Source organism: Pseudomonas fluorescens (assembly GCF_902498195.1).
Lineage (GTDB): Bacteria > Pseudomonadota > Gammaproteobacteria > Pseudomonadales > Pseudomonadaceae > Aquipseudomonas > Aquipseudomonas fluorescens_BU.
Genome location: NZ_CABVIY010000007.1, coordinates 146,807 through 165,457, shown reverse-complemented (window position 1 = coordinate 165,457; position 18,651 = coordinate 146,807). Strand labels below are relative to the sequence as shown.

The following is an 18,651-nucleotide window of genomic DNA, read 5'->3' as shown; positions in this document are numbered from 1 at the left end:
CTGTCGGGATCGTCAGGTATTCATAAGTCAGGTATCGAAAATTACTGCGCGGCACAGGTGTCCTGAATGTAGAAGTTCAGTTTGCGCTGTAGTTTGATCGCCGTTTTGTTATCGCTGAAACAATGGTTTGCTAGTCGGAATGCAGATACACCGTCTCGAAAAGCAGGTCGACGGCATACACTGAGCCTGTCGAGGTTTCTACATATATAGTTTCAATGGGTGTTTCTTCGTCGGAGTACTCGGGAAGCAGCACAAGTGTGCGGCCTATCGATAGTTTATGATCCTGCAGTTTTATTTCGCCCGGATCTGCCAGCGGAGAGTGGAAGTACCAGGTCGATGCGTTACTTGTTTTAGCGCTTGCACCGGGCGTTGAAATTCTAAGCGTCGTGTCCACCGGCAGATTGACTTGATAAGTGGAGCCCTGGCCTTCAAGCGCGATCACCGTGTTTTGAATTTTTGACGGGAACTCCACCAGCTGCGGATGTGGTTCAAGGGCGAGAGGGCGGCTGTCTTCAGGAGTCGATAACAAGTAATTTCCATCCCTTTGCTTGAGCATTTCCCGGCCATCGAAAGTTTTAGTGCCCGGTTTTTTTACATCGTCAATGTAATTTCGCAAAGGGGGGGTTATTCGATAAGACACTCCATCACGCAAGGTCAGGGTGATGTTCTGATTCAAGGCGATGCCCTTGACCATGTATGAAGTGCTTTGAATGTTTGTGTAAGTGTTGGATGTCTCTCTGCCAAGGTTGTTGAGTGTTAGGGTTTTATCTCCAAAGTGCAGCTGTAAGTCGAAGTGGCTATAGGCTAGATAATGATTGCCATGGCTTTCGGTTAGCTGAACCCTGTAAGTTGCCTGCACCCTGGTCAGTTCCTTGCTGTCACAGTCAATGTGAAGGTTGCTATGAATGTCTTCGTTGGATTGTGTAAATTTGAACGTTGAATGGCTGATGTCGCGATCAATGAAATAGTGTGAAGATGCTGTTGAGGAGACTTCATATTCGGCTTGATTGATGATGAGGGGGGCGGGTGTGGTGCCCTTTGCCAGAATCAATACCTGGATGTCATGAGAGCCTTCGCGATCGATTTCGGTGGGGAAGTCGGGGGTGAGTTGAAAGCCCTCTTGAGTGAAGAAGTGCAGAACCTGATCCTGGAGTAGACGCTTAGAACCCACTTTTTTATAAACGTTTTCTATTACCAGAGTCCGGGCTGGCCATTCACCGTCAATTCCGCACAGCGATGTGATCACCAGGGAGTCGCCCTCGATAGCCCATTTCTGAATGCTCTCGAAGGGCCAGCCCATCATGATCACGCTCTCTTCTCCAGCGTTCTCTCTCAGGGTCACAGTGCCATGCTTATGGGCAATGTAGTATTCGTCCTTGCCCGCGCCGCCCTTGGCGTAGGCGTTATGCCCCATCAGGTAGATTCTGTCATTGCCGGCGCCAGCGTCTATGCGGTCCGTGCCCCTGGAAACGATGCGGTTCGAGCCGTCCGACCCCAGGACGATGTTCGTCGCACCGGCCAATGTTTCCACATTCTCGATACTGTCCAGTCGTGAGTGAACTTTGAAAAACTCATGGTCGGACAGTACGTCGACCCGGCCATTGAACAAATCAACTTCAAAGCCGTCATGAGCAGCCGGAGTTCGCGGGTCCAGGGTGCCCTGGAACACCAATGTGTCTTCACCTTCGCCGCCTTTGAGGTGACTTTCCGCCTGTATCGGCGAAGCGCCCTCAAGTGTCTGCTCTGCTGTGTCAAACAAGAAGTCGTCGTCTTTCTTCCCGCCCGTCAAGTCCTTGGTGCCAGGGCCATATACGAAGCGATTGATTTTTTTTTCGACACCCGTGACGTTGTCTTCGCCGCCCCCCAAAAGCCACAAGATCCCTTTCGAATCGTCGGCTGTACCCTGGACCACGCCGGCCAGATCGGATGGAACGCCGTGACGGGCGTCGATGGTGTCGTTCCCGTCCTGGATCACCGGTACCTTGATGTCTTCCGAGGGCGTTGATTCGCGTCCTTCGGCATCCCACTCAAACCAATGCACTTGAGCGGTGGTCAGACCGACCCCGAACTTGCCGTTGACGATGGTATCGACGCTGTTTTTCATGGCCCCATCGAGCCAGGACCTGGCCCTATCATTGAGCAGTTTAGAGTGATGATGGGTCGTTACGGCAAGGGTGTATCGGTCTTGTATACGCTGTGGTGGACGGATGTTCAGGAACGCAAGGAACCCTGTGACCAGACGTTCATCGGCGCTGAATTCAATGTAGTCGTCCATGTCGTCGACTTGTCGAACCGCGCTGTAGATCTGGGCGCCTGCAATAAGAACGACAGCGGCGGCGATGCCCACCGGGCCCGCTTGGGCAAAACCGGCCAGGGCAGCGGTACCGAGCAGTATCGTCAGGGCGGCGCTGGCCAGATTCATTCCCGCCGCGACGTAATGATCCACGGCGGCCATTCCCGTGCCCTGCGAGGCTTCATTGAGCGCTTTTATGGCGAAGTAAATATCGAAAGGAAGGGTCAGCGCGCCTGCGATCAAGCCTGCTGCGCGCGACAGGAACAGGCCAAATTGGGTTCGGGCAAAGCCACGGTAGAGATGGGCACTGTTTTCAATCAGATCCTGTGCGGTTTTGACCAGGCCTCGCTCGATGATCAGCGAGCCCACTTCTGTCGCCACTGCGCCGGCACTGATCACCGCTTCGGCACGGTCACCTTTTTTGATAGCATCGGAAATACCCATCAATCCGCTGTAAATGCCAAACGCCTGAAGTCCGACTCCCATGCTGTTAATGACTTTGCTTTTTTGCTGATTGACCCAGCCGGGAGTGTTTTCGGGCAAGCGGGTATCGCGTATGTCCAGTTTTTGCGCCGCTTTCAGAAGCTTGTCGATTTTTTGCGTGTGAGCCGTTGCACTTTCTTCAAGCAGTGGCGGGGCAGTGATCGAGCGTTGCGTGGCGATCTCGAACAACAGGGTGGGGACGGTGTAGTCCCCAGCCGCTCCGGTCACCCACATGCGATTTTCCACATCGACCGGATTGAACCGTAATCCGTCAATGAAGGACTGGGGAGGACGGCGGAAATTGGTGTTGTGCAGATCCAGCGGGGCACCGTGGATCATCGCATTCATCAGATGAAGCTCTATCCGGCTGACCGTAAAACTGCCAAGTATCAGCGGCCCGTGATGCAGGTCCAGTGCGTGCAACGCCCCCGCTCTTTTGGCGGGGGAGCGGGGGGCAACGTCAGGCGATGTGCCGTGTTTGCCGATAAAGTCAGCGATTTCCTGGTCGATGGGGCCGGTGGACTGCGGTTTGATGTCGGAGATGGTTATGGTGTCGATGTCTGATGTATCGACAGAAGTGAAGGTTTGCGCCATGGAACTTCCTTGTAGGGCTTATTGAAGATCAAGCCCTACCATAGGAAGTCGAGACGCTTGGGAAACGATAGATAGTTAGGTTGTGTATTGCTGTAGGTGTCCGTGCACAGCTATCGGTAGGCGGGATACATCAATGCCCGCTCAGCAGAGACGCCGCCCCGGCACCACCGAACAGACCGGCACTGACCCGATTGAACCAGCTCTGCCCCTTGCCGCTACGCAGATACCGCGCCGCGCCATGGGCACCCAGCCCGTAGGCCAATTTGCACAGCAGATCGAGCACGGTCCAGGTCGCAATCATCACCAGCAACTGCGGCAGGAACGGCTGCTCGGCGCTCAGGAACTGCGGCAGGAACGCGGCGAAAAACAGAATGTCCTTCGGGTTGCTGGCACCGAGCATGAAGGCACGCCCGAACAACGCGCGAAAACGCGGCACCGGCGCCGCCTGAGGCACCTCGGCGCCGTGGGACGGCAGACGCGATTGCTGCCAGCTCTGCCAGGCGAGGTAGAACAGGTACAGCGCACCGACGATTTTCAACGCGCTGAACAATTGCTCCGAAGCCAGCAGCAGGGCACCCAATCCTAATGCGGACGCACTCAGCAGGCAGATCGAGGCAAACACGCCCCCCAGGAAGGCCGGGTAGGAACGGCGCAAACCGTAATTCAGACTGTTGCTGATCATCAGCAAAGACAGTGGCCCCGGGATCAGGATCACAATCAGCGCAGCGCCGCTGAACAGCAGCCAGGTTTCCAGACTCATCACTTTCCTCCATTTGCACAAAAGCCTCACCCGACGGGGTGAGGCTGGTTTGAATCCTGTACGGCCTACAAGAAGATGAACTTGGCGATGAAGATCGCGCAGAGCACCCAGAGGCTGACAGAAATTTCCTTGTACTTGCCAGTACCGGCCTTCAGCGCCACGTAGGTGATGAAGCCCAGCGCGATACCGTCGGCGACCGAGAAGGTCAGCGGCATCATGATTGCGGTGACGATTGCCGGAATGCTGTCGGTGGCTTCGTCCCATTCAATGTGGGCCATGCCGCCCATCATCAGCATGGCCACGTAAATCAGCGCACCGGCGGTGGCGTAGGCAGGAATCATCCCGGCCAGCGGCGCGAAGAACATGGCAGCAATAAATAGCACACCTACGGTCACGGCGGTAAGACCAGTCCGACCACCCGCGGCGACACCCGCAGCACTTTCCACGTAGCTGGTGACCGGCGGAACACCGACCACGGCACCGAACACACTGGAGGCACTGTCGGCTTTCATGGCGCGGGAGAGGTTTTCGATCCGGCCGTCAGCGTTCACCAGGTTGGCGCGTTGGGCCACACCCATCAAGGTGCCGGCGGTGTCGAACATGTGCACGAAGAGGAAGGCCAGTACCACGCTGATCATGCTGACGTTGAACACGCCGGCGACGTTCATGGCCATCCAGGTCGGCGCCAGGCTCGGCGGTGCCGACATGATCCCTTCGTAATGCACCAGGCCCAGGCCCCAACCGGCCAGCGTCACGGTGATGATGCTGATGAGGATCGCACCGAACACTCTGTGGTAACTGAGGATCGCGATCATCAGGAAGCAGATGGCGGCCAGCAGCGGGCCAGGCTCGCGCAGGGAGCCGAGTTTGATCAGGGTGGCCGGGCTGTCGACGACGATGCCGGCGGTTTTCAAACCGATCAGGCCCAAAAACAAACCGACGCCGGCGCCCATGGCGAAGCGCAGGCTGACCGGAATGCTGTTGAGCAGCCATTCGCGGATCTTCGAGAAGGTCAGGATCATGAACAGCACACCGGACACGAAGACCGCGCCGAGGGCGGTTTCCCAGTTGTAGCCCATGGTGCCGACCACGGTGTAGGTGAAGAACGCGTTGAGGCCCATGCCCGGCGCCAGGCCGACCGGCCAGTTGGCGTACAGGCCCATCAACAGGCATCCGAGGGCGGCGGCGATGCAGGTGGCGACGAACGCCGCACCATGATCGATCCCGGCGTCCGCCATGATGTTGGGGTTGACGAAAATGATGTAGGCCATGGTGATGAAGGTTGTCAGACCGGCAATCAGCTCGGTCTTCACCGTGGTGCCATGCAAGCTGAGTTTAAAGAGGCGTTCCAGCCAGCCATTGCGTAAAGGCGGCGAGAGATCCAGCGTCGATGCTTCGGATTTGCGGCTTTCCACAGCGAGTACTCCTCAAGAGTTTTATTTTTATTTCCAGGGCCGGATCCGAGAGGGTGGCAGCAGCCCTTTGAGGCACTTGCGAATTTGTTGACCGCTTGGTCAGGAACTCGCACGAAGTGGATTATGCTTTTGTATACAAATAAAGCAAATAATGTTTTTGATTTTGTCGACGAAAAGTTTGGTGATTGGGATATATCGCCTGACCTGACGCCTTCGCGAGCAAGCCCGCTCCCACAGTTGACCGCATTCCCCTGTGGGAGCGGGCTTGCTCGCGAAGGGGCCAGTGCAGGCACTACAAATTCAGAAGGCTGAACATTTAGTCTGCGGTCTGGCTTTTCCCCAGCGCCAGATTCACCGCCAACCACCCATTCACCGCCGCCTCCCCAGCCTCGGCAAACACCCGCTCCAGCAATTTCACCTGCTCACGGCGCAGTGCCTGTTCAAACCGCGCGCCGTCGTCGGTCAACTCCAGCAGCCGTTTACGCTTGTCCGTCTGCGACGCGACGCTATTGACCAGATGCATCTCCACCAACTGACGCAGTGGCATGTTCAGCGCTTGCTTGCTGACACCGAGCAGTTCCAGCAACTCCTTCACGCTGAGATTCGGATAGCGGGCGATAAAAAAAACGATGCGTTGATGTACCCGGCTCAAGCCGCGACGCTCCAGCATTTCATCGGCTTTGGCGGTGAAGGCCTGGTAGCCGAAGAAAAACGCTTCCATGGCCTGCTGTTGCGAATTCGGGTTTTTAAGGTCAAGCATGTTGACGTATCCCTTCGGGCTGACGTAATTTCGGTCAACAAGTTTGACTCATTTTCTTCTGGCCTCGCTACCGGTGATCCCCATGGCTTTTTCCGAACGTGTCTCGCGCCTTAAAAGTTCTTTGATCCGTGAAATCCTCGCGGCCGCCCAGCGCCCGCAAGTGATGTCGTTTGCCGGCGGCTTGCCGGCCGAAGCCATGCTGCCCAAGGTCGAGTGGGCCGACATGCCGCTGTCGATGGGCCAATACGGTATGAGCGAAGGTGAGCCCGCTTTGCGTGAAGCGCTGGCGGCCCAGGCGCGGGCACTGGGTATGCCGTGCGAGGCGAGCCAGGTGCTGGTGGTCAGCGGTTCCCAGCAAACCCTCGACCTGGCGGCCAAGCTCTACATCGACAAGGGCACCGAGATCCTCCTCGAAGCCCCGACTTACCTGGCGGCGTTGCAAATCTTCCAATTGTTCGGTGCCGATTGCCTGACCGTGCCGCTGGAAGCGGATGGCCCGAACCTCGCGCATCTGCGTTTGCGCCTGGAGAAACACCGCCCGGCATTCATCTACCTGATCCCGACTTTCCAGAATCCGTCGGCGGTGCGCTACAGCGAAGCCAAGCGCGAAGCGGTCGCCGCCTTGCTGGATGAATTCGGCGTGACATTGATCGAAGACGAGCCTTACCGCGAACTGACTTTTGATGGCGGCAGCGCCAAACCGATTGCCGGACGCCTGAAAAAGTCCAGCTGGATCTACACCGGTACGGTCTCGAAAACCTTGCTGCCGGGTTTACGCGTCGGTTACCTGATCGCCAGCCCGGATCTTTTTCCGCACCTGCTCAAGCTCAAGCAATCGGCGGACCTGCACACCAATCGGGTCGGCCAGTGGCAGGCGCTGCAATGGATCGGCACGCAGCAATACCAGCAGCATCTGGGCGAGTTGCGCGACTTTTATCGGGTGCGTCGCGATGCGTTTCAGGCCGCGCTGGAACGGCATTTTTCCGACCTGGCGGACTGGAACGTGCCTCAGGGTGGGCTGTTTTTCTGGCTCACCCTCAAGCAGCCGCTGGATACCCGGACCTTGCTCAACGCGGCGCTGGCCGATGATGTGGCGTTCATGCCGGGCGAGCCGTTCTTTCCTCAGCCGGACGACCATCATGGGCATCTGCGTTTGAATTTCAGCCACATCGACCCGGCGCGGCTGGATGAAGGGCTGAAGCGATTGGCGGCGGTGGTGCGACAGGCTCAGGCGGCGCAGGCGGCCTGATCGCAAGAACAAAAAAACCGGCTCAAGGGCCGGTTTCTTTTTGTCAGAGTTTTGCAGTGTTCGTGCCGGCCTCTTCGCGGGCAAGCCCGCTCCCACAGTTGACCGCATTCCAAATGTGGGAGCGGGCTTGCTCGCGAAGGCGTCAGTCAGAGCACTGCAACAACATCAAACTGCAGCGAAACGCTTATCCAGATAATCAATGATCACCTTGGACTCATACATCCAGGTGGTCTTTCCTTCCTCTTCAATGCGCAGGCACGGCACCTTGATCTTGCCGCCTTGCTCCAGCAGGGCCTGGCGATCCTGTTCGCTGTTCTTTGCATCGCGCAACGCCACCGGCACATTCAGGCGACGCAGGGTGCGGCGGGTTTTCACGCAGAACGGGCAGGCGTGGAATTGATACAGGGTCAGGCCCTTGGCGGCGGCTTCGACCTGGGCCTGGGCGGCGGCCGGGCGCTGCTTCTTGCCGGGGCGAGTGAGGAAGTCGATGAAGATGATCAGTTGGCCGAGGCCGACACGAAGCGCTTTGACGAACACGTTGTAAGCCTCACGGGGCGAATGAAGAAAGGCGCGCAGCTTACCTGATTTTTCGCGGACGAAAAAAAACCGGCGATGAATGCCGGTTTTCTTCGTGGAGCGAATTACTTGATCAGGCTGAGGAATTCGCTGCGGGTTGCGGCATTCTCGCGGAACTCACCGAGCATCACCGAGGTGATCATCGTCGAATTCTGCTTTTCCACACCGCGCATCATCATGCACATGTGCTTGGCCTCGATCACCACCGCCACGCCCAGGGCACCGGTGACCTGCTGGACCGCATCGGCGATCTGGCGGCTGAGGTTTTCCTGGATCTGCAGGCGGCGGGCGTACATGTCGACGATCCGCGCGACTTTCGACAGGCCCAGGACCTTGCCGCTCGGGATGTAGGCAACATGGGCCTTGCCGATGAACGGCAGCAGGTGGTGTTCGCACAACGAGTACAGCTCGATGTCCTTGACCAGCACCATTTCGCTGTTGTCGGAGCTGAACAAGGCACCGTTGGTGACTTCTTCCAGCGTCTGCTCATAACCGCGGCAGAGGTACTGCATGGCTTTGGCGGCACGTTTTGGCGTGTCGAGCAGGCCTTCGCGGGACACGTCCTCGCCCAATTGGCCGAGAATCGCGGTGTAATTCTGTTCCAGGGACATGAAACTACCTGTGGGATTTTACGCAAAGAACAAGGGTACGGTGGCAGACACGACGCTGCAAGCATGACGCATCAGCTTTACTCGTCGCGACCTTCCATCATGGTGCGTTTGAGCATCACATAAACCGCGCCGGCACCGCCATGTTTGGCCTGGCAGGAGGTGAAGCCCAGCACCTGTGGATGCTGGCGCAGCCAGGTGTTGACGTGGCTTTTGATCATCGGGCGCTTGCCGTCCAGGCGCACGGCCTTGCCGTGGGTGACGCGCACGCAGCGGATTTCGAACTTGGTGGCTTCGGCCAGGAAGGCCCAGAGGGTTTCCCGGGCCTTTTCCACGTTCATGCCGTGCAGGTCGAGGCTGCCCTCGAACGGAATCTGCCCGATCTTGAGCTTGCGCATCTGGCTTTCCTGCACGCCGTCACGGGCCCACATCAACTCGTCTTCAGGTCCGACATCAATCACAAACTGATCGGACAGCCCATCAACGGTGGTGGCATCGGTGCGCACGGTAGCGGCCTGTCGCAGCGTGGCGATCTGCGCGCGGTCAGCCTTGGGTTTGCCGGTTTCGGCGCGATCGTGCTTGATCGGCTTGACGCCTTGGATCGCGCTTTTGAACAGGGAAAAATCGTCGTCTTGCATGTCAGCCTCCGCGAAGGGCGGCCAGTTTACCCAACTCGGAGCGAATGAGGGCGCGATAAAACGCGCGGGGATCGGCTGCGACCTTGGGCTCAGTCGTGTTTTTTCATCAAGTGCGGGGACATGGCCAGCTCTCGCGACTGCCGCGAACGGCGCCGGCAGCGCCGCCACAACCACACACCCAGGTACAGCACGAACAGGCCGATCGCCAGAATCACCGCCGCACCGGCGCGGTTGGTGTTCAACTCGCCCAGGGCGGGAGCGTGGCCAAGCAGGCTGGCGACACCGGCCATGGCCAGCAGCACACCGCAGGTTGCCAGCAGCGCAGCGAACGCCGCGCCGATTCGAAAACGCCAGTTGCGTTGGCCTTTGGGCCGCAAGCGGCGAGCGTCAAAACCATCGGATAACTTCATTCCGACCTTCCTCAATGGGTATCGGCCCTTCGACCGGGAGTTGACCGGGATGTTCCTGAGGCTAAGACAATTACAGCGGATGAGAGGTTTTTGCGGATGAGCGGCGATAGTGGCCGCTCATGAATCGCCGATCAGACCAGGTCGTTGGTCTGGGCGACGGCGGCAAAGTTGTCCGCCATGATCGCCATTTCGGTCTGCTGCACATGCTCGGCGCTCAGGACGCCGCCTTTGTAGGGCAGATCGCGGGTGGCGCAGGCATCTTCCACGAGGGTGCAGCGGAAACCCAGGTTTTTCGCCGCGCGCACCGTGGTGCTGACGCTGGAGTGACTCATGAAGCCGCACACCACCAGGTCCACCGAGCCCAATTCTTCCAGGCGCTTTTTCAGGTCCGTGCCATGGAATGCACTCGGCAGGATTTTTTCAATCCTGATTTCACCGGCCTGCGGCTCCAGCCCCGGGATGAACTGCCCGCGCTCGCCGCGAGGGTCGAACAGCCCGCCGACGGTGCCGAGGTGGCTGACATGCACGATTGGACGGCCGGCCGCACGGGCGGCCGTCACCAATTGCTTGATGTTCGCGACAGCCGCATCCATGCCGCTCAGGGCCAGCGGGCCGCTGAGGTATTCTTTCTGGGCATCGATGATGATAAGGGTCGCATGACTCAGTTTGGCGGCTGCATAGCCGCGGCCGCTGAGTTGAAACATCGTTTGTGGAACGGACATTCTGGGGCTCCTTGGAGTGGGGCTTTTGCGACATTGTCCTCTGGCTGAGCGCTTCTGTGAATCGCTACCATCGTAGGCGCCGTCGTTACTGGCGTGCAGCGTTGTCAAGTGCTCCGTTTTGTTCAATACCCGGCTGTAAAAAGAGATTAGTCCTACATCCGCCCCGGTGTTTTTCCCGCGTCGTCGTGACGACGTTTGGCTGATAGAATCGCCCGTCGATTTTTCTGGAGTTTGCCGTCGTGATCACTTCCCGCCTTCGTACCCTGCGTGACCATATCCGTTGGGCCGTCAGTCGCTTCCATGGGGAGGATCTGTTTTTCGGCCATGGGACCGACAATGCCTGGGACGAAGCCCGTCAACTGGTGTTGGGGGCATTGCACTTGCCATGGGAAATCGCCGACAGCTACCTCGACTGCAATCTGGAAGAAGACGAGCTGGTCCACCTGCAGTTGCTGCTCAAGCGCCGTATCGAAGAACGCGTGCCGACCGCTTACCTGCTGGGCGAAGCCTGGTTCTGCGGCATGTCGTTCATCGTCGACGAACGCGTGCTGATTCCGCGCTCGCCGATTGGCGAACTGATTGAAAACCGCTTCACGCCATGGCTGGGCACCGAGCCCGCGCGGATTCTCGACCTGTGCACCGGTTCCGGTTGCATCGGTATCGCTTGCGCCTACGAGTTCCAGAACGCCGAAGTGGTACTGGCCGATCTGTCGTTCGAAGCGCTGGAAGTGGCCAACCAGAACATCGAGCGCCATGGCGTCGATCAGCGGGTGTACACGGTGCAGGGCGATGGCTTCGATGGATTGCCGGGACAGCGTTTTGACCTGATCGTGTCGAACCCGCCCTATGTCGATGCCGAAGATTTCGCCGACATGCCGGACGAATACCAGCACGAGCCGGAGCTGGGGCTGGCCTGCGGTGACGATGGCTTGAACCTGGTGCGGCGCATGCTCGCCGAAGCGGCGGATCACCTGACCGAGAAGGGCTTGCTGATTGTCGAGGTGGGCAACAGCCAGGTGCACGTCGAGGCGCTGTACCCGGAAGTGGATTTCGCCTGGCTGGAGTTCGAGCGCGGCGGGCATGGCGTGTTCATGTTGACGGCCGAGCAGTGCCGCGATCATCAGGCCCTGTTCGCTTCCCGCGTTTAACGCTTGAAAGCAAAAGATCGCAGCCTTCGGCAGCTCCTACAGGTCTTCACATCAACCTGTAGGAGCTGCCGAAGGCTGCGATCTTTTTTACACCTGAATTAACGGTGCGTCGCAATCCAGATCAACAACCCCGCCTGAAACACCGCAAACGCCACCAGGCAGGTAATGGTGAAGCGCAGCCCGGCGTCTTCACGTTTGTACTTGCTGACTTTTTCTTCGTGTTTCTTGAGTTTGACTTCCTGCTCGGCCAGGTTCTGCTCGGCTTGCTGGAGCATCTGCGCGGCTTCGAGAATTTCCACGATTTGCAGTTTGTCGGTGTTCCAGTCACCCAGCAGGTCGCCGACCTTCACCTCGCTGACGCTGCCCTTCAAATGCTGGGCGTCGGCGTACACCACATCAAACCCATGCACCCGTAGAAAGTGATCGCGGCGCAGGCGCGTGTCTTCGCTCAGTGCGTCCTTGTTGTTCAGGTCGGTGCCATCGACGGTGTAGCCGGGCCAGCGCTTCTTCGCCCAGGTAATGCCTTGGGCCGCCATGAAACGGCCGATACCGCGGTTCAGCGGTTCGATTTGCAGGCCGCTGTCGGGGCCGAAATGCACGCGTTTTTCGCTGTGATCGACCCACACATCCAGATGGTTCTGTTCCTTGCGCACCCGCTGGCCGGGCAGGGTGATGCTCATGCGCATCAGGCTGCGCAGCTTGTCGTTGCGTTCGGCGTAACCGAATTCGACAAAGCGCAGGGGCCGCCCACCGGTGTTGCGGTCGGTCTGCAATGGCGCCAGGCGGAGCATCTTGTGGTGCTCGACGTGGACGTCCGCCCACGGCAGCTCGACCGCTGGCGGTGCGTCTTTTTCAGCGGTGGTGTCGGGTGAAGTCGGGGTATCAGTCATAACGGCGAGATCCTGTCCAAGCTCAGCTTGTCGCCCGCCCGTGCGCTGGCGACAAAGGCTTATCGGCCGTTTTCTTCAAGACTGGAGGGCAAACAGCGGTTAACGGGTGCGAAGTCCGTCAATAAACCCGAGGATTCGCGCGCCCAGTTCCGCCGCCAGCGGCAAATTCGGATCTTTGTAGGACGCCAACTGGCGTTTGACGTCATTGGGCACGATGCGCAGGACGTGGTTCATGCCTTCGATCAGCGCCAATTCGGCGTCCGGTTTGGCCGCCTTGAGCAGGCGCGCATCATTGACCCCGACCTGGATATCGTTACCGCCCTGAATGATCAGCGCCGGCATTTTCAAGCGGGCGAAGGCTGCCGCCGGGTCCTGGCGGAACAGTGAAATCAGATACGGCTGCACACTCGGGCGGAAAATCACCTGCAGCTGTGGCGGTACGTTGTCGTCGGTTTTCCCGGCCTTGAGGCTGTCGAGCAGCTCGTTGCTGCGCAGCATCAGCGGCGGCGGCAGGCGGTTGCCCAGTTGCTGGCGCAGTACCTGATCGATCGGCCGTGCGCTGCCGGACATGGAAATCACTGCCGCCGCATCGACGCTCGGCGCGGCGAGGCTGGCGATCAAGGCGCCTTCGCTGTGGCCCAGCAGGATCAGCTTGCCGAAGCGCGGATCGCTCTTGAGTTTGCGGCCCCAGGCTTCGGCGTCGGCGACATAAGCCTCCAGTGTCAGGTTGCGCTCGTCCGGGGTCGCCGCCAGGCTGGCCGCCACGCCGCGCTTGTCGTAACGCACGCTGGCGATGTTGTGTTTGGCCAGCACCCAGGCCAGGCGCTTGAGGCTGTCGTTGCGTCCGCCGTCAGGGTTGTTGCCGTCGCGATCCGTAGGGCCGGAGCCGGAAATGATCAGGACAACGGGGACCGGGGTGTCGGACTTGGGCAGCAACAGCGAGCCGAACAGCTCGCCGGTGCCGGTGTCCAGGGTAATCGGCCGCTGCAGCACGGTGGCCTGGGCGAAGCCGGAAATCAGGGTAAGGCTCAAGATCAAAACTCGCAGCATCATCACGCCATCACACACAAGATGCCGGTTGGACTCTCGGGCACCCATAAGGTTCGAGGATGAACTACTCGGGTAGCCTGCGTATACTGGCGCGCATTACGTATTTGGGTTCGATTTCACGGAGCGTCCTGCATGTCCGGCAATACCTACGGCAAGCTGTTCACTGTCACCACCGCGGGCGAAAGCCATGGTCCGGCGTTGGTCGCCATTGTCGATGGCTGCCCGCCGGGCCTGGAGATCTCCCTGGAGGATCTGCAGCGCGACCTCGACCGGCGCAAGCCCGGCACCAGCCGCCACACCACCCAGCGCCAGGAAGCCGACGAAGTCGAAATCCTCTCCGGCGTGTTCGAAGGTCGCACCACCGGTTGCTCCATCGGCCTGTTGATCCGCAACACCGACCAGAAATCCAAGGACTACTCGGCAATCAAGGATCTGTTCCGTCCGGCCCATGCCGACTACACCTACCACCACAAATACGGCGAGCGCGATTACCGCGGCGGCGGCCGCAGCTCGGCCCGTGAAACCGCCATGCGTGTTGCCGCTGGCGCGATTGCGAAAAAATACCTGGCCACCCAGGGCATCGTGATTCGCGGCTACATGAGCCAGCTCGGCCCGATCGAAATCCCGTTCAAGACCTGGGATTCGGTGGAGGAGAATGCTTTCTTCAGCCCGGATCCGGACAAAGTGCCGGAGCTGGAAGCCTATATGGACCAGTTGCGTCGCGACCAGGATTCAGTCGGTGCGAAAATTACTGTGGTAGCTGAAGGCGTAATGCCGGGCCTGGGCGAGCCGATTTTCGACCGCCTCGACGCCGAACTGGCCCATGCGCTGATGAGCATCAATGCGGTCAAGGGCGTTGAAATCGGCGCCGGTTTCGCCAGCGTCGCCCAGCGCGGCACCGAGCACCGCGATGAGATGACGCCCGAAGGTTTCCTCAGCAACAACGCCGGCGGCATTCTCGGCGGTATTTCCTCCGGTCAGCCGATCGTGGCGCACCTGGCGCTGAAGCCGACGTCCAGCATCACCACGCCGGGCCGTTCCATTGATATCCACGGCAACCCGGTGGACGTCATCACCAAGGGCCGTCATGACCCGTGCGTCGGCATCCGCGCCACGCCGATCGCCGAGGCAATGATGGCCATCGTGCTGATGGATCACTTGTTGCGTCACCGCGGGCAGAACGCCGATGTGCGCGTGAGCACGCCGGTGCTGGGTCAACTTTAATGGCTGACCTCAGAGCCGCTGCGGTCTGATGACGGTGGCGGCGCTTCCGTACTGGCGGCTTTCCAGTTTCTATCTGTTCTATTTCGCCTTGCTCGGTTCGACAGCGCCGTTCCTGGCGCTGTACTTCGATCACCTGGGTTTTTCCGCCGCACGCATCGGCGAGCTGGTGGCGATCCCGATGCTCATGCGTTGCGTGGCGCCCAATATCTGGGGCTGGCTCGGCGATATCACCGGCCGGCGCCTGGCCATCGTGCGCTTCGGCGCCGTCTGCACGATGCTGACGTTCTCGTTGATTTTCGTCAGCAAGAGCTACGCCTGGCTGGCGATGGTCATGGCCCTGCATGCGTTTTTCTGGCACGCGGTGTTGCCGCAGTTCGAGGTCATCACCCTGGCGCATTTGCAGGGGCAGACCTCGCGCTATAGCCAGATCCGCCTGTGGGGCTCCATTGGTTTCATCATTACCGTGGTCGCGCTGGGCCGCCTGTTCGAATGGCTGAGCCTCGACATCTACCCGGCGGCGCTGGTGCTGATCATGGCCGGTATTGTCCTCAGCAGCTTGTGGGTGCCCAACGCGCAGCCGGCGCAGGGCAACCGACCGACAGGGGACGGGTTCCTCAGGCAATTGCGCAGCCCGGGCGTGCTGGCGTTCTACGCCTGCGTGGCGCTGATGCAGATGAGCCACGGGCCTTACTACACCTTTTTGACCCTGCACCTTGAGCGGTTGGGCTACAGCCGTGGCGTCATTGGCATGCTCTGGGCCGTCGGCGTGGTGGCCGAGGTGCTGATGTTCATGGCCATGAGCAGGATCCTCGCGCGCTTTTCGTTGCGGCGGGTGCTGATGGCGAGTTTTCTGTTGGCGGCGTTGCGTTGGGTGCTGCTGGGTGCGTTCGCCGAGTACCTCTGGGTGCTGTTGTTTGCCCAGGTGCTGCACGCGGCGACCTTTGGCAGTTTTCACGCCGCTGCCATTTCTTTCGTGCAACGTAGCTTCGGCGCGCGCCAGCAAGGGCAGGGCCAGGCGTTGTATGCCGCACTGGCCGGCACCGGCGGTGCCATCGGCGCGCTGTATTCCGGCTACAGCTGGAATGCCCTTGGCGCGGCATGGACCTTTAGTATTGCCAGTCTCGCAGCCCTCGCGGCTGCCGTTATCATTGCCACACGTATGCAAGAGGACCGGCCATGAGCCTTACCCGTGAACACCTCGCCCAGGAAATCATCGACGCCGGGCGTTTTCTGTATGGCCGCGGCTGGTCGCCGGCCACCAGCAGCAATTATTCGACCCGACTGTCGCCCAGCGAAGCCTTGCTGACCGTGTCGGGCAAGCACAAGGGCCAACTGGGTGTCGACGATGTGCTTGCCACGGACCTCGCGGGCAACAGCCTGGAGCCGGGCAAGAAACCATCTGCCGAAACCCTGCTGCACACCCAGCTCTACAGCTGGCGCCCGGACATCGGTGCGGTGCTGCACACCCATTCGGTGAATGCCACGGTGCTGTCGCGCCTGACGCTGGAGGATTTCATCGAGTTCGAAGACTACGAACTGCAAAAAGCCTTCAGCGGCGTGTCGACCCACGAATCCCGGGTGCAGGTGCCGATTTTCGACAACGATCAGGACATTGCGCGCCTCGCCGCCAAGGTGCAGCCTTGGCTCGACGCCCATCCCGATTGCGTCGGCTACCTGATTCGCGGCCATGGCCTCTACACCTGGGGCGCGCGCATGAGCGACGCACTGCGGCAGATCGAGGCCTTTGAATTTTTGTTCGAGTGCGAGTTGAAGACTCGCAGCGTGTTGAACCGTTAACGGCAGACTTATCCACAAGTCGCCCATCGCCTGATGCAGCGCTGCGCCCGACCGGTATCCACAAACCGGACGGTGTGGCCGATACCGAGGAATTGCCCCATGAGCAGCCTGTCCGTCTACCACGTCTCCAGCCCTGAAATGCCCAACAAGGTGCTGACCCATTTCGAAGACATCGCCTCGACCCTGGCCGAGCAGGGCGTGCGATTCGACCGCTGGCAAGCCGCCGCGAAGATCCAGCCGGGCGCGAGCCAGGAAGAAGTGATCGCTGCCTACCAGCAACAGATCGACCAGTTGATGACCGAGCGCGGCTACATCACGGTCGACGTGATCAGCCTGAACAGCGATCACCCGCAAAAAGCCGAATTTCGCGCCAAGTTCCTCGAAGAACATCGCCATGGCGAAGACGAAGTGCGATTTTTCGTTGCCGGTCGTGGCTTGTTCACCTTGCACATCGACGATTACGTCTACGCCGTGCTCTGCGAGAAAAACGACCTGATCTCGGTACCGGCCGGAACCAAGCACTGGTTCGACATGGGCGAGCATCCGCATTTCGTCGCGATTCGCCTGTTCAACAACCCGGAGGGCTGGGTGGCCAATTTCACCGGCGAAGACATCGCCAGCCAATTCCCGCGTCTTGAGGACTGAGTCGATGCCGATCAAAGCGATTCTCACCGACATTGAAGGCACCACCAGCGCGGTGAGTTTTGTGTTCGACGTGCTGTTTCCCTACGCCGCCCAGCACTTGCCGACGTTCGTGAGGCAAAACGCCGAGCGGGCCGATGTCGCCGAACAGCTCGACGCCGTGCGCGGGGACAGCAACGAACCTGACGCCGACATCGAACGCGTCATTGCGATTCTGCTGGGCTGGATTGCCGAAGACCGCAAGGCCACGCCGCTCAAGGCGTTGCAGGGAATGGTCTGGGAGCAGGGGTATCAGGCCGGGCAACTCAAGGGCCATGTCTACCCGGATGCTGTCGAAGCGCTGAAGGACTGGCATCAGGCCGGTTATCAACTGTTCGTTTATTCCTCGGGCTCGATCCAGGCCCAGCGCCTGATCTTCGGCTGCTCGGAGGCGGGGGATTTGACGCCGCTGTTCAGCGGCTACTTCGACACCACGTCCGGACCCAAGCGTGAGGCGCAGTCCTACGCCAACATCGCTCAGGCGATCAGGCTGGACGCTTCAGAGATTCTGTTCCTTTCGGATATCGTCGAAGAGCTGGACGCGGCGCGCACGGCGGGGATGGCGACTTGCGGGCTGGCCCGCGAGGGTGGAGCGCTGGCGGGTCATGTCACCGTGGACAGCTTCGCCCGAATCAACCCCTCCACCTTCTAAATACACCCTGTAGGAGCTGCCGCAGGCTGCGATCTTTTGATCCTGAAAAACGGAAGATCAAGAGATCGCAGCCTGGGGCAGCTCCTACAGGTGCGTTGTTTCTAGGCCGAGTGATAGGTCGGCAGCGCAAACCGTTGCTGACTCTGCAACATCGAAATCTGTGGCAGTTCGCTGGCCTGTTCGGCCAGGTCGCGGCGAATGGCACTGATGACCCACGACAGTTGATCGCCATTGTGCAGTTGCTGGTAGGAAATCGAGCGTTTGAACACTTTGTCTTCAGAGCCGCGCAAGGTCAGCAGAATCCCGCCGTCCGGCCGGGCCTGGGTGGTGACTTCGAAGTTGGAGAACAAGGATGAAAATTTTTCCTGGATCAGGCTCATGTCTATCAGCTCCGTGATTACTCAATGACAAGCATGAACAGAACGTTGCAGTGATTGTGCCAGTACGGAGTTGAATAAAAATTCTTTTAAAAACAACAAGTTATAAAATTAGCTGATTTTCACTTTCGTGCAATTTGCAAGAATGGCCATCGTGCATCCTGCATTTTGCGGGGTGGTCGGCGATTCGATGGAACCAATCCGGCGACCGGTGCTCTCGATTTCCAACACCGCTGTGGCAGATACAAAACATTTCAAAAACCGCGTGTACAGCGCCAGAACCTGTGACGTATTTTCGGGCTTGAATCAGCGCCGCCCGACAAT

Annotated in this window: 19 protein-coding genes; 7 read left to right on the top strand and 12 right to left on the bottom strand. The window is 59.3% G+C overall.

Features of this window, described 5'->3' with window-relative positions:
* Positions 1-130 precede the first annotated feature (130 nt).
* From F8N66_RS24495 to F8N66_RS24480, 4 genes are all read right to left on the bottom strand, one after another.
* Positions 131-3,370, bottom strand: a complete 3,240-nt coding sequence (locus F8N66_RS24495; protein WP_150772615.1) for a calcium-binding protein — start codon at positions 3,368-3,370, stop codon at positions 131-133.
* Positions 3,371-3,500: 130 nt separating this feature from the next.
* Entirely contained in the window at positions 3,501-4,130 is a 630-nt protein-coding gene (locus F8N66_RS24490) for a LysE family translocator (protein WP_150772614.1), read from the bottom strand.
* 65 nt (positions 4,131-4,195) lie between these two features.
* Positions 4,196-5,545, bottom strand: coding sequence for an NCS2 family permease (locus F8N66_RS24485; protein WP_150772613.1), 1,350 nt, complete (start codon positions 5,543-5,545; stop codon positions 4,196-4,198).
* Positions 5,546-5,861: 316 nt separating this feature from the next.
* Positions 5,862-6,305: a MarR family winged helix-turn-helix transcriptional regulator gene (locus F8N66_RS24480; RefSeq protein ID WP_150772612.1), complete on the bottom strand. Its 444-nt coding sequence runs from the start codon at positions 6,303-6,305 to the stop codon at positions 5,862-5,864.
* An 82-nt stretch (positions 6,306-6,387) separates the two neighbouring features.
* On the opposite strand from F8N66_RS24480, the gene F8N66_RS24475 reads away from it, so the two are divergent.
* A complete protein-coding gene (locus tag F8N66_RS24475) occupies positions 6,388-7,554 on the top strand; it encodes a PLP-dependent aminotransferase family protein (RefSeq protein ID WP_150772611.1) in 1,167 nt (388 codons plus the stop codon).
* A 165-nt stretch (positions 7,555-7,719) separates the two neighbouring features.
* Here the strand turns inward: F8N66_RS24475 and F8N66_RS24470 are convergent, their stop codons facing one another.
* From F8N66_RS24470 to F8N66_RS24450, 5 genes are all read right to left on the bottom strand, one after another.
* On the bottom strand, positions 7,720-8,091 hold the full coding sequence (locus F8N66_RS24470) for a glutathione S-transferase N-terminal domain-containing protein (RefSeq protein ID WP_150772610.1): 372 nt from the start codon (positions 8,089-8,091) through the stop codon (positions 7,720-7,722).
* Positions 8,092-8,195: 104 nt separating this feature from the next.
* Entirely contained in the window at positions 8,196-8,741 is a 546-nt protein-coding gene (gene folE, locus F8N66_RS24465) for a GTP cyclohydrolase I FolE (RefSeq protein ID WP_007988130.1), read from the bottom strand.
* A 77-nt stretch (positions 8,742-8,818) separates the two neighbouring features.
* Positions 8,819-9,376 (bottom strand): Smr/MutS family protein, encoded by a 558-nt coding sequence (locus F8N66_RS24460; protein WP_150772609.1) that lies wholly within the window; start codon positions 9,374-9,376, stop codon positions 8,819-8,821.
* An 89-nt stretch (positions 9,377-9,465) separates the two neighbouring features.
* On the bottom strand, positions 9,466-9,786 hold the full coding sequence (locus tag F8N66_RS24455; RefSeq protein ID WP_150772608.1) for a hypothetical protein: 321 nt from the start codon (positions 9,784-9,786) through the stop codon (positions 9,466-9,468).
* Between the two features lie 131 nt (positions 9,787-9,917).
* Positions 9,918-10,508 (bottom strand): cysteine hydrolase family protein, encoded by a 591-nt coding sequence (locus tag F8N66_RS24450; RefSeq protein WP_150772607.1) that lies wholly within the window; start codon positions 10,506-10,508, stop codon positions 9,918-9,920.
* 239 nt (positions 10,509-10,747) lie between these two features.
* On the opposite strand from F8N66_RS24450, the gene prmB reads away from it, so the two are divergent.
* On the top strand, positions 10,748-11,656 hold the full coding sequence (prmB, locus tag F8N66_RS24445; protein WP_150772606.1) for a 50S ribosomal protein L3 N(5)-glutamine methyltransferase: 909 nt from the start codon (positions 10,748-10,750) through the stop codon (positions 11,654-11,656).
* 98 nt (positions 11,657-11,754) lie between these two features.
* Here the strand turns inward: prmB and F8N66_RS24440 are convergent, their stop codons facing one another.
* Together F8N66_RS24440 and F8N66_RS24435 are read right to left on the bottom strand one after the other, a co-directional pair.
* Positions 11,755-12,546 (bottom strand): hypothetical protein, encoded by a 792-nt coding sequence (locus F8N66_RS24440; RefSeq protein ID WP_150772605.1) that lies wholly within the window; start codon positions 12,544-12,546, stop codon positions 11,755-11,757.
* A gap of 99 nt (positions 12,547-12,645) precedes the next feature.
* Positions 12,646-13,644 carry an alpha/beta hydrolase gene (locus F8N66_RS24435; protein ID WP_150772604.1) on the bottom strand — a complete coding sequence of 333 codons (999 nt, stop codon included), beginning with the start codon at positions 13,642-13,644 and terminating at the stop codon, positions 12,646-12,648.
* Positions 13,645-13,728: 84 nt separating this feature from the next.
* Here F8N66_RS24435 and aroC point away from each other — a divergent pair, with 84 nt between their 5' ends.
* The 5 genes from aroC to mtnC all read left to right on the top strand — a co-directional run bounded on the left by aroC (position 13,729) and on the right by mtnC (position 17,950).
* Positions 13,729-14,820: a chorismate synthase gene (gene aroC / locus F8N66_RS24430; RefSeq protein WP_007914036.1), complete on the top strand. Its 1,092-nt coding sequence runs from the start codon at positions 13,729-13,731 to the stop codon at positions 14,818-14,820.
* Between the two features lie 28 nt (positions 14,821-14,848).
* The gene (locus F8N66_RS24425) at positions 14,849-16,000 is read left to right on the top strand and encodes an MFS transporter (protein WP_191623049.1); all 1,152 of its coding nucleotides are present in this window, start codon (positions 14,849-14,851) and stop codon (positions 15,998-16,000) included.
* A complete protein-coding gene (locus F8N66_RS24420) occupies positions 15,997-16,617 on the top strand; it encodes a methylthioribulose 1-phosphate dehydratase (protein WP_150772603.1) in 621 nt (206 codons plus the stop codon). The genes F8N66_RS24425 and F8N66_RS24420 overlap by 4 nt, the downstream gene beginning before the upstream one ends.
* A gap of 99 nt (positions 16,618-16,716) precedes the next feature.
* Positions 16,717-17,262 (top strand): 1,2-dihydroxy-3-keto-5-methylthiopentene dioxygenase, encoded by a 546-nt coding sequence (locus tag F8N66_RS24415; RefSeq protein ID WP_150772602.1) that lies wholly within the window; start codon positions 16,717-16,719, stop codon positions 17,260-17,262.
* Between the two features lie 4 nt (positions 17,263-17,266).
* Entirely contained in the window at positions 17,267-17,950 is a 684-nt protein-coding gene (mtnC, locus tag F8N66_RS24410; RefSeq protein ID WP_150772601.1) for an acireductone synthase, read from the top strand.
* A gap of 101 nt (positions 17,951-18,051) precedes the next feature.
* Here mtnC and F8N66_RS24405 read toward each other — a convergent pair whose 3' ends face one another.
* Entirely contained in the window at positions 18,052-18,330 is a 279-nt protein-coding gene (locus F8N66_RS24405; RefSeq protein WP_150772600.1) for a DUF3509 domain-containing protein, read from the bottom strand.
* Between the last annotated feature and the right edge of the window lie 321 nt (positions 18,331-18,651).

Coding starts and splice junctions, on each gene's coding strand:
- F8N66_RS24495 (WP_150772615.1), bottom strand. CDS start 3,370: ATGGCGCAAACCTTCACTTCTGTCGATACATCAGACATCGACACCATA.
- F8N66_RS24490 (WP_150772614.1), bottom strand. CDS start 4,130: ATGAGTCTGGAAACCTGGCTGCTGTTCAGCGGCGCTGCGCTGATTGTG.
- F8N66_RS24480 (WP_150772612.1), bottom strand. CDS start 6,305: ATGCTTGACCTTAAAAACCCGAATTCGCAACAGCAGGCCATGGAAGCG.
- F8N66_RS24475 (WP_150772611.1), top strand. CDS start 6,388: ATGGCTTTTTCCGAACGTGTCTCGCGCCTTAAAAGTTCTTTGATCCGT.
- folE (WP_007988130.1), bottom strand. CDS start 8,741: ATGTCCCTGGAACAGAATTACACCGCGATTCTCGGCCAATTGGGCGAG.
- F8N66_RS24460 (WP_150772609.1), bottom strand. CDS start 9,376: ATGCAAGACGACGATTTTTCCCTGTTCAAAAGCGCGATCCAAGGCGTC.
- F8N66_RS24455 (WP_150772608.1), bottom strand. CDS start 9,786: ATGAAGTTATCCGATGGTTTTGACGCTCGCCGCTTGCGGCCCAAAGGC.
- F8N66_RS24450 (WP_150772607.1), bottom strand. CDS start 10,508: ATGTCCGTTCCACAAACGATGTTTCAACTCAGCGGCCGCGGCTATGCA.
- F8N66_RS24440 (WP_150772605.1), bottom strand. CDS start 12,546: ATGACTGATACCCCGACTTCACCCGACACCACCGCTGAAAAAGACGCA.
- F8N66_RS24435 (WP_150772604.1), bottom strand. CDS start 13,644: ATGGGTGCCCGAGAGTCCAACCGGCATCTTGTGTGTGATGGCGTGATG.
- aroC (WP_007914036.1), top strand. CDS start 13,729: ATGTCCGGCAATACCTACGGCAAGCTGTTCACTGTCACCACCGCGGGC.
- F8N66_RS24425 (WP_191623049.1), top strand. CDS start 14,849: ATGACGGTGGCGGCGCTTCCGTACTGGCGGCTTTCCAGTTTCTATCTG.
- F8N66_RS24420 (WP_150772603.1), top strand. CDS start 15,997: ATGAGCCTTACCCGTGAACACCTCGCCCAGGAAATCATCGACGCCGGG.
- F8N66_RS24415 (WP_150772602.1), top strand. CDS start 16,717: ATGAGCAGCCTGTCCGTCTACCACGTCTCCAGCCCTGAAATGCCCAAC.
- mtnC (WP_150772601.1), top strand. CDS start 17,267: ATGCCGATCAAAGCGATTCTCACCGACATTGAAGGCACCACCAGCGCG.
- F8N66_RS24405 (WP_150772600.1), bottom strand. CDS start 18,330: ATGAGCCTGATCCAGGAAAAATTTTCATCCTTGTTCTCCAACTTCGAA.